We start from the raw sequence: 9,363 nt of genomic DNA, 5'->3' as shown, positions 1-9,363 counted from the left end.
CGCCGGGTTAGCCGTGTTGGGCCATGGATGGCCCGTCACGGCGGCCCACGGATTCAAGCCTGCGTGAGGGCACACCGAAGCGTGAGCGAGGTGCCGAGTGGTGGGGCAAGAGCCCTTTGGTTACTTTGGGGCTTTTCCAAAGTGACCCGCCGTAAGGGCGGAACCAAAAGCCGCCATCACCCAAATAACGGATATGCCCCCAATCACGCCAGCTCAGCCAACTCATAAACTCACTGACCCACCACCAGGCCCAACAAGCCCGACACCACTGCCCCCCCGAGCCGCACCAATCTTGCGTAACAGTGGCACCACCTGCGCCCCCACATGAATCGCCTCTTCCAAATGAGGAAAACCAGACAAGATAAAACTGTCTACCCCCAGTTGGTGATACTCCTCGATCCGCTCCGCCACCCGCGCATAACTCCCCACCAACGCCGTGCCCGCACCCCCGCGTACCAAACCCACGCCCGCCCACAGGTTGGCCGACACCTCCAGCTCCCGCGCACCGCGGCCACGGCCTTGCATCAACTGCGTCTGGCGGCTCTGGCCGACAGACTCATAGGCGGCCATCTGCCGTTGCGCCTGGTCGATCGCGTCCTTGGGGATCTCCTCCAGCAACCGCTCAACATGCGCCCACGCCTGCTCATCGGTGGGCGCGGCGAACACATGCAGGCGCAGCCCGAAGCGCAGCGTGCGGCCCTGAGCGGCGGCCAGATCGCGCATGCGCTGGATGCGCTCGGCGATCATCACCGGCGGTTCGCACCACATCAAATAGGTTTGCCCATGGGCCGCGCCGACGCGTTCAGCGGCTTCGGAGGCGCCGCCGAAATAGATGGGCGGCACCACAGCACCGGGCGCGATCGGCGTGTGGGTGCCGCTGCGGTAATAACGTTCGGGATGCGCCGAAGGCTGGCCGGCCCAGACAGCCTGGAATTGCTGCAGGAATTCAGCGGTGCGCGCATAGCGTTCGTCGTGTTCGAGAAAGTCGCCCAGCGAGCGCTGCTCGAAACGGCTGGAGCCGGTCACCACATGCAACGCCAGGCGGTTCTCGCTGAGCAATTGCAAAGTGGCGGCGCGGTGGGCGGTGTAGGTCGGCAATTCGGTGCCGGGCCGCAAGGTGAGCAGGAAGTTCAGGCGGCGCACTTCCTGGGCCAACACGGCGGTGATCAGCCACGGGTCTTCGAAGCCGCTGGCGGTGGGCACCATGATGCCGTCAAAACCGGCCTGTTCGGTGGCGCGTACGATCTGGCGCAGGTAGTCCAGCGTCGGTGCGCGTTCGCCTTGCTGGAACAACCCGACCTTGGGCAGGCCGCTGCTGGTGAGGTGGCGGCCGTCGCCGTTGGTGGGCAGGAACCAGTCCAGCTGGATCGGTGGGCGTACATCATTGCTCATCGTGCAAGCGCTCCTTGCGCAAAAGGGGGACCACCTGTTCGCCAAAACGCAGTACTTCGCTGACCGCCGGGCCGCCTTCCAGGATCAGGTGGCTCAGGCCCAGCCCGTGCAGTTCCTGCAGGCGCGTGGCGACCTGTTGCGGGGTGCCGACCAGGATCAGCGGTTGCCCGGGCTGCAGTTGCAGCAAATTCGGGTGCACTTCCCATTGGCGCAACGGGTGGCGGGCGCGGGGCAGGGTGGCCAGCGGTTCATCCGGCAGGTCCGGCACGGGCAGCAAGGTGGCAGCGGTTTCCCAGGCCAGGTCTTCGCTGTCGCCGAGAATCAGGCCGAAGGTGCAGGCAAACTCAAGGTCCGGTTGGCTCTGCCGCCAACCCTGTATTTGCTGGGCCAGCCAATGCGGATGCCCAGGCGCCAACAGGCAGGTCTGGGCATGCGCGGCCACCAGCGTATGACTCTGGCTGTCGTCCAGCACCAGCGCAGGCGCGGGCAACTCGCGGCGGGCGACGCCGGCGTTTTCCAGCTGGAAATACCGGCCTTGATAGTCCAGACCGCCGTTATTGGCTGCGAGCAGTTGCTGGAGGATGTCCAGATATTCGCCAATGCGTTCGCTGCGCTGGTCGCGGTTGAGCCATTCGCCGAACGCGCTGCGCTCAGCGTTTGGCAGGTGCAGTTGCACGCGGTGGCCACTGATCGATTGCAAACTCTGCAGGGTGGTCGCCAGTGCTGCCGGCAGCATTACCTCTGGCGGCACGCTCACCGACAACTGCACCCGCCGCGTGTGCGCGCACAACGCTGCCGCCACACCCAGGCTGTCGGCGCACAAGGCGCCCCCTGGTATCCACAGGCCATCGAGCCCGGCGTATTCAACCGCTTGGGCCAACTGAATCCATTGCCCCGGCCGCGCCGCCCAATCGGGCGTACACAGGGGCATCAGCCAGCTGAATTGAAGGGGCATCGGTGCGCTCCATTCTTCATCGTTTTTGCCAACCCAGCGCCGGGGCTATGTCCTTGGCGATGATTTCCAGGCGCTTGAGGATCTGCGCCTGGGTCGAGCTTTCGGCCTGGACCACGGCGATCACGTAATCAGCATAAGGCAGCAGCGACGGGTCGTGCTGCAAGCTTTCGATCACTTCATCGGGATGGCCGTGGTGCACGTTCATCAGGCGCAGGTGTTCCTGCAGGTCCAGCGCCTCGTTGATCAGGCCTTCGCGTTGCAGGCGCGGGATGTGCCGCTCGATGTCCACTGCCAGTTCAGCCTGGGCGCTGGCGCGGCTGTCGGCCGGGAAGATCGCGCGGACTACGCCAATGCGCGGCGCGCGCTCAGCGTGCGACCAGGCGTGCAGGTAGGCATCGGCCAGCGGTTGGAGGGCAGGGCTGATGGCGCTGCTCAAACGCTTTATCCGCCAGCCTTCGGCGTTGCTGGGCGCGGTATTTTTGCTGGTACTCGCGGGGTTGGCGATTGCCGCGCCGTGGCTCACCCACAGTTCGCCATGGGAGATGAACACCCAGCCGATGCTCGCCCCGTTTCATGATTCGGCGCATTGGCTGGGCAGCGATTTACTCGGCCGCGACCTGGGCAGCGGTTTACTTTACGGCGCCCGCGTGTCCCTGGCCGTGGGCGCATTGGCGAGCCTGGCAACCTTGCTGGTCGGCTTGATCGTCGGCGCGCTGGCCGGTTATTTCGGCGGTTGGCTCGACGGCGTGCTGATGCGCGTCGCCGAGTTCTTTCAGATTATCCCGCAGCTGGTGCTGGCGGTGATTTTGGTGGCGGTGCTGGAGCCGTCCCTGGGCACCATTGTGCTGGCCATCGCCCTGGTTGCCTGGCCGGCGGTGGCGCGCCTGGTGCGCAGTGAATTCCTTACCCTGCGCCAGCGTGAATTTGTGCAAGCCGCGCGGGTGCTGGGGCAATCGCCACTGGGGATCATCACCCAACAGATCCTGCCGAACGCCCTGGCGCCGTTGCTGGTGGTGATGACCTTTGTGATGGCCACGGCGATCCTCACTGAGGCGGCGCTGGCGTTCCTCGGGTTGAGCGACCCGGAAGCGATGAGCTGGGGCTACATGATCAACGCCTCGCGTGGCGTGTTGCGCGAGGCCTGGTGGATGAGCTTTTTGCCGGGCCTGGCGATTGTGCTGTGCGTGCTGGCGGTGAACCGTGTGGGCGAAGGCTTGCGCGTGGCTTTTGAACCGGGGAGGTCGCTATGACGTTATTGCGTGTCGAGAATCTGCGTATCGCCTTGCCGCCCGGTGCGGACCGCAGCCATGCGCTGTATGACCTGACGCTGCAATTGCGCAGCGGCGAATGCCTGTGTGTGGTGGGCGAGTCCGGTTCGGGCAAGTCGATGCTGGCCAAGGCGTTGCTGCGTCAACTGCCGACGCCGTTGACGGTGGAAAGTGGGCGCCTGGCGTTTCGTGATCAAGACCTGGCCGCCCTCAGCGACACCGCCATGCGCCAACTGCGCGGGCGCGATATCAGCATGGTCTTTCAGGAGCCGATGAGCGCCCTTAACCCGCTGCTGCGCGTGGGTGAGCAGATCGACGAAACCCTGCGCGCCCATGGGGTGAACGCGGTGCGCGAGCGCCGTCGGCGCGTGGTCGACCTGCTCGGTTATGTCGGCCTGCCCGACCCTGAACGCCTGCGCCTGGCTTATCCGTTCGAGCTGTCCGGCGGGCAGCGCCAACGGGTGGTGATCGCCATGGCCCTGGCGTTCGATCCGGCGCTGTTGATTGCCGATGAACCGACCTCGGCCCTGGATGTGACCACTCAGGCGCAGATCCTCGACCTGTTGCGCAAAATCCAACAGGACAAGGGCATGGCGCTGTTGTTTATCACCCATGATTTTGCCGTGGTCGAGGCAATTGCCGACCGCGTGCTGGTGTTGCAAAAGGGCCATCTGGTGGAGCAGGGCAGCGCCCGCCAGGTGTTGCGCGAGCCGCAGGCGGCGTATACCCGGCAACTGCTGGCGGCGGTGTCGGCACAACCGCTGGCACCGCGTACGGCGGTGGGCGGCGCCGTGGTGCTCAAGGCCGAGCAACTGGGCAAGGTCTTCAGCACCCGTGCAGGGTGGGGCGCGCGCCGCACCACGCAAGCGCTGGACGCAGTTCAATTGCAACTGCGCGAAGGCGAAACCCTGGGGATTGTGGGTGAGTCCGGCTCGGGCAAATCCACCTTGGGCCGCTGCCTCGTGCGCTTGTTGCATGCCGACAGCGGGCACATCCAGTGGCTCGGCCAGGAAGTTGTCGGTTTATCGGAACGGCGCCTGCGCCCGTTGCGCAGCGCGGTGCAGATGATCTTCCAGGACCCGTTCGCCTCGCTCAACCCGCGCCAGACGGTAGGCCGCATCATCATGACCGGGCCGCGGGTGCAAGGCCGCTCCAGAGCTGACGCCGAACAGCGCGCGCGGCAATTGCTTGACCTGGTGGGCCTGCCGGCCTCGGCCTTCGAGCGCTACCCGCACGAATTTTCCGGGGGCCAGCGCCAACGCATCGGCATCGCCCGTGCATTGGCGGTGGAACCGAAAATCCTGATTGCCGATGAGTGTGTTTCGGCTCTGGATGCGTTGATTCAGGTGCAGATTCTGGAGCTGCTGGAGTCGCTGCAACGACGGCTTAAATTGAGCATCGTGTTTATCACCCACGACCTGCGCGTGGCGGCGCGGTTGTGTGATCGCATTGCCGTGATGCAACACGGCCGTGTGGTCGAGCAGGGCGAGACTGACAGATTGTTTGCCGATGCGCGGCATCCCTATACCCGAGCGCTATTGCAGTGCGTGCCGAACGCCGCCGTGCTTGAGGCCGACACGCTTTAATGCAGGCGCCGGCAAGGCCGCCGCCACACTGACCGAGTTTTTTGATCGAGGAATGCAGTGTTTATGAGTGCCAACCTTAGCCAGTTGCCAGTGGTGCGCGGTGAAGCCGTGGAGATCCGTCGCGGCCGATCCCTGAGCATCGCCCACCACCGCGGCACGCCCGAATCCGCCACCGTGGTGTTTTTCTGCCATGGCGCCGGCGGCAACAAGGACCAATGGCGCCTGCAATGGCAGGCGCTGAAGGCTGAGGGTTACAGCCTGGTCGCCTGGGACCTGCTCGGCCACGGCGACAGCGCCAAACCGCGAAAAGCCGCTGCCTATGCCTGGCCGGAGCTGGTGGCCGACTATCTGGCGATCCTGCAACGCTACGGCGGTGCTCGCAACGTGATCGTGGCGCACTCCTTCGGTACTGGGCTGAGCTTGAGCACCTTGCTGGCCAAGCCCGCAGTGCCCGTCGACGCGGCGCTGTTACTGGGCACGCAGCTGCATCGACCGGTGACAGGCGGTGGCCTGATGGCTTTACCTGCGTGGCTGTTGGAATGGCTGCGCCCTGTGTTGGCCAAGGGCTTTCGCGAGCGCGCCTGGCACGCCACGGCCGACCCGGCGCTGGTGGCCTATGAAGAGAAACTCACTGAACGCAACCGCCTGTCCATGTTCAAGGCGCTGATGAAGCACGCCCAATGGCCGGACGCCGAGCAGGTTCGCAGCCTGCTGTTGCCGGTCAGCGTGCTGGCCGGCGACAGTGACGGCCTCACGCCCGCCAGTGGCGGGCAAGCTCTGGCAGCGCAGTTGCCCAACGCGGTGTTTCAAGTGTTGGAGAATTGCGGTCACCAACTGATGCTGGAAAAACCGCAGGCGGTGCTGGCGGGGTTCCACGCACGGGTGAAGACTCGCAGCGCCTGAGCGGGCCTGTCAGCGTGGCACAGGAATAAACGCCACACTGCCGCCCGAACGTTTCTGGAACAGCCGCTCGCCATTGTCCGGCTGCGTGGTGATCACCTGATGATCCGTGCCCAGGTAGGCCAACGGTGTGGGGTCTTCCTTTGAGTATTGCGCGACGATGATCGTGTGCTGCGGGTCGAACCCCTGGCCGCTGGTTTTTTCCAGCCAGGCCATCAGGGCGGCGCTGTCGCCCTGACGCGGGAAGTCCTGGGTTTCGCTCACGTAGTAAAACGGCTTGCCGCCGTTTTGCAGGTACATCGGGACCTTGTTGTCGACTTCCACCAGCACCATCTGCCACTGATTCCACGGCGCGCTTTTCACCGCCTCGGCGTGCACATCCTCGGCGAATCGGGTGACGCCGCCGTTGCCGGTGGTCCATGGGTAGACCGCGCCCAGCACCAGCAGCAACACGCCGGCGGTGATGCCAAACGCCTTCTGCCAGCGCGGCCAACGGGCCGGTTGCTGCTGCAGGCGTTCACTCAGCCACCAGGCGCCCAGCAGCTGGGCGAAAGGCACCAGCGGCAACACGTAATAACTGCGGCGGCTGCCGCTGGCGGTAAAGAACACAAACAACAGGCCCAGGCCCCACACCAGCCAGCGCACGTTAGGAGGCGTTTGGCGCCAATGGCGCAGCGCCAGCCACACGCCGAGCAGCCAGCACGGCGCCCAGGGCAGGGTGTAGGCGGGCAGGTAGATCAGGTAGGTATAGATCGGCCCCATGTGGTCGAAGGGGTCGAAAAAGCGCACGACGTTTTCCTTGAACACCAGTTCAAGGCCGCTCTCGCCATAGGTGGGTGCCCCGTAAAAGTGGGACAACACGAAGGGAATCGAATAGAACGCCGCCGCGATCAGCATGGCCAGCAGCAGGCGCAGGTTGAGGTGGCGTCGGTAGCGGTGTTCGCCGAGCAGGTGCGGCAACAGCACCAGGCCCGGCAACACGAAGCCGATCAAACCTTTGAACAGCGACGTTGCCGCCAGCAGCAGGAAAAATACCGTGTAGCGTCCCAGCCGCGTGTCGTCCGGACCGCGCCAATACCACCAGACCGCCGACAGCACGCCACACACGGTCAGCACATCGGCTGTGGCCACGCGGGCCCAGAACAGAAAGTAGAAGGTGGTCGCCAGCATCCAGCCGGCAATCAGCCCGGTGCCTTTACGAAACAGGCGCTCGCCGATCAGGTAGACCAGCCAGATGCTCAGCCAGGCCGCGATCACGGATGACAGGCGCAGCGACCATGGCCCGAGTCCGCCCATCAGGTTGGCGCACGCGGTAATCAGCCAGTAAGAGGGCAGCGGTTTGTCGTAGTACGGTGCGCCCTTGAGGTAGGGGTCGAAGTAGTCACCGCTTTGCAGCATCTGCAGGGCGATGTTGGCCCAACGGGTCTCCGGCCCCCACAAATCGCGACTGCCCAGGCCCAGCAGCAGGAGTAACGCCGAGACGCCCAGCAGCAGCACCAGCGCGCCGCGTTCGGTTTTCCAGAAATTCATCGGCGGCTCTCACGGTGGGCATGACGTCAAGGAAGTTTGGGATAAATGATCAGCAGCATGGCGCCCTTGCGGTAGCGCTGGCCTCCGGGTGGCAGTTGCCCTTCTTCGCGATGTTCACTGGTGCTTCTGACGCGCATCAATACGCCGACCGAGCCTTGTTGGCGGGCTTCGCTCAGCCAGGGCTGAACATTTTCAAAGCTGACTTTGCGGTGCACCGAATCTGCGTATTTGAGGCCATAGCGCAGCTCGCCCTCGGTGTCGTAGAACGCCACGTCAGGGCGGCGCAAGCGCCAGGACAAAGCCGAGGCCGATCCCAGTTCATTGCTGATCAAAGCATGGGTTTGTTGCAGTTCATCCAGATGCTCAAGCACGAACTGGTCGGGCATTTCGGTATCGGTAACCTCTTGCGGCATGCCGGCAGGCAGCAGCGCCACCAGCACGCCGATGGCCAGCGCAGGCATGGCCCACAGCGTCAGCGGGCGGAAGGCTTGCAGCAGATTTGCCAGGATCCAGCCCAACAGCACGATGAAGGTCAGCGACAGGCTGTACATCTCGGCGTGGCTGTTGCTGTACAACGGCTTGTCGATTTGCAGGTAAATCAGGGTCGCCATCGCGCCGAGGCCGATGGCGAAATTGAACAGGCCGTTAATGCGCAGGCTGCGTGTTTTGCCGCGGTTGATCAGGTCGATCAACGCATGCCCCATCAGCAACGCCAGAGGCAGCAGACACGGCATGATGTAGGTCGGCAGCTTGCCGTTGCTCAGGCTGAAAAAAACCAGCGGCAGCAGCAGCCACAAGGCCAGAAAAATAATCGCCGGTTCGCCTTTGTCTTTCCAGGCGTTGACCACGGTCGCGGGCAACAGCGCCGACCATGGCAGGCACGCCACCACCATGATCGGCAGGAAGAACCACCAGGCCCTGGCGTGTTGGGCATTGTTGGAGGAGAAGCGGCGGATGTGCTCGTGCCAGAAGAAGAAGCGCCAGTAGTCCGGTTCCTGCAGATGGATCGCCCACACCCACGGCAGGCACAGCACCACCGCCACTAGGATCGCCAGCGGGCCATAGCGCAACAATTCACCCAGGCGTCGTTGCCAGAGCATGTACGGCACGGCGATCAGCACCGGCAACAGCCAGGCCAGAAAGCCCTTGGTCATAAACCCCATGGCGCAGGCCACGCCCAGCACTGCCCAGGCGCCGAGCCGGCCACGTGAGGTGCGGCTGTCGAGCGCGAACCACAGAGCAACCAGGCTGAGGTTGACCCACAGGGTGAATTGCGGATCGAGGTTGGAGTAACCCGCTTGCCCCGCCACCAGCCCGAAGCTCATGTAGAGCAGGGCACAGGCGAAGCTCTTGCGCGGGTCGTTCCACAGGCGGCGGGCGATAAGGTACGCGAGCACAACGCTCAGGCCCGTGGTCAAGGCCGAGGCAATGCGCACCCCGAAGAGGTTTTCGCCAAACACCCACTGGCCGATGGCGATCAGCCAATAGCCAGCGGCAGGCTTTTCGAAGTAGCGCACGCCCATGAAATGAGGCGCCACCCAGTTGCCGCTCAACAGCATTTCCTGGCTGATCTGGGCGTAGCGGGTTTCATCCGGTATCCATAAACCGTGCATGCCCAAAGGCAGCAGATAGAACACGGCGAAGGCCAGCAACAATACCGGCAGAGGTTTTAAACGGGTCATCAAAACGTCGCTCCTTGACGTTTAACGGTGGAGTACTGAGGCATGTAAGT

8 protein-coding genes are annotated in these 9,363 nt (G+C 64.0%); 3 read left to right on the top strand and 5 right to left on the bottom strand.

Annotation, left to right across the window (positions count from 1 at the left end):
• Positions 1-222: 222 nt before the first annotated feature.
• Genes AACV02_RS16565 through AACV02_RS16555 form a run of 3 tightly spaced genes read right to left on the bottom strand, consistent with a single transcriptional unit; the run spans position 223 to position 2,783 of the window.
• Complete coding sequence (locus AACV02_RS16565; protein WP_119735771.1) at positions 223-1,392, bottom strand: LLM class flavin-dependent oxidoreductase; 1,170 nt, start codon at positions 1,390-1,392, stop codon at positions 223-225.
• Entirely contained in the window at positions 1,382-2,347 is a 966-nt protein-coding gene (locus AACV02_RS16560) for an LLM class flavin-dependent oxidoreductase (RefSeq protein ID WP_106578916.1), read from the bottom strand. The genes AACV02_RS16565 and AACV02_RS16560 overlap by 11 nt, the downstream gene beginning before the upstream one ends.
• A 16-nt stretch (positions 2,348-2,363) precedes the next feature.
• Positions 2,364-2,783, bottom strand: a complete 420-nt coding sequence (locus AACV02_RS16555; protein ID WP_256680244.1) for a hypothetical protein — start codon at positions 2,781-2,783, stop codon at positions 2,364-2,366.
• Between AACV02_RS16555 and AACV02_RS16550 the strand changes: the two genes are divergently transcribed.
• From AACV02_RS16550 to AACV02_RS16540, 3 genes are all read left to right on the top strand, one after another.
• Positions 2,770-3,597, top strand: coding sequence for an ABC transporter permease (locus AACV02_RS16550; RefSeq protein ID WP_119735769.1), 828 nt, complete (start codon positions 2,770-2,772; stop codon positions 3,595-3,597). The genes AACV02_RS16555 and AACV02_RS16550 overlap by 14 nt on opposite strands.
• The gene (locus AACV02_RS16545; RefSeq protein WP_119735767.1) at positions 3,594-5,201 is read left to right on the top strand and encodes a dipeptide ABC transporter ATP-binding protein; all 1,608 of its coding nucleotides are present in this window, start codon (positions 3,594-3,596) and stop codon (positions 5,199-5,201) included. The genes AACV02_RS16550 and AACV02_RS16545 overlap by 4 nt, the downstream gene beginning before the upstream one ends.
• 63 nt (positions 5,202-5,264) lie before the next feature.
• A complete protein-coding gene (locus AACV02_RS16540) occupies positions 5,265-6,104 on the top strand; it encodes an alpha/beta fold hydrolase (RefSeq protein ID WP_119735765.1) in 840 nt (279 codons plus the stop codon).
• A gap of 9 nt (positions 6,105-6,113) precedes the next feature.
• Here AACV02_RS16540 and AACV02_RS16535 read toward each other — a convergent pair whose 3' ends face one another.
• Together AACV02_RS16535 and arnT are read right to left on the bottom strand one after the other, a co-directional pair.
• Positions 6,114-7,631, bottom strand: coding sequence for an ArnT family glycosyltransferase (locus AACV02_RS16535; RefSeq protein ID WP_119735762.1), 1,518 nt, complete (start codon positions 7,629-7,631; stop codon positions 6,114-6,116).
• A 26-nt stretch (positions 7,632-7,657) separates the two neighbouring features.
• Positions 7,658-9,313 (bottom strand): lipid IV(A) 4-amino-4-deoxy-L-arabinosyltransferase, encoded by a 1,656-nt coding sequence (gene arnT, locus AACV02_RS16530; protein WP_119735760.1) that lies wholly within the window; start codon positions 9,311-9,313, stop codon positions 7,658-7,660.
• Positions 9,314-9,363 lie beyond the last annotated feature (50 nt).

Origin of the sequence: Pseudomonas sp. Larv2_ips, assembly GCF_963879675.1 — a bacterium.
Classification (GTDB): domain Bacteria; phylum Pseudomonadota; class Gammaproteobacteria; order Pseudomonadales; family Pseudomonadaceae; genus Aquipseudomonas.
Note: the sequence above shows the minus strand (reverse complement) of the source record. Positions and strands in the feature narration are given on the sequence as shown.